This is a genomic window from Corynebacterium sp. HMSC073D01, from assembly GCF_001815555.1.
GTDB lineage: Bacteria > Actinomycetota > Actinomycetes > Mycobacteriales > Mycobacteriaceae > Corynebacterium > Corynebacterium glucuronolyticum.
Genome location: NZ_KV821062.1, coordinates 1 through 239, shown reverse-complemented (window position 1 = coordinate 239; position 239 = coordinate 1). Strand labels below are relative to the sequence as shown.

The window sequence follows — 239 nt, the reverse complement described above, 5'->3', positions numbered from 1 at the left end:
TCCGACACCGTCTTCCCACCATGCTTCACCGGTTTAATATGGTGAATCTGCGACTTGGATGCGGGTCTGCCGCAGCCGGGCCAGGCACACACCGGGTTACGGGTTGATTGAATAAACCGCTCCAACGGATCCGCACCACGAGAATCCGGTGTCATCTCCACCCGATACACACCAAAATCCTTCGGCCCCAAAGGACTAACAAGAGCAACAAGACGCTCCTCAGCAAGTTTCGCCTTCAC

The 239-nt window shown here is 55.6% G+C and carries 1 protein-coding gene; it reads right to left on the bottom strand.

Features of this window, described 5'->3' with window-relative positions; translation table 11 throughout:
* Positions 1 to 239: HNH endonuclease signature motif containing protein (locus HMPREF3044_RS13245; protein WP_141759673.1), on the bottom strand; the 239-nt coding region annotated here is incomplete at both ends.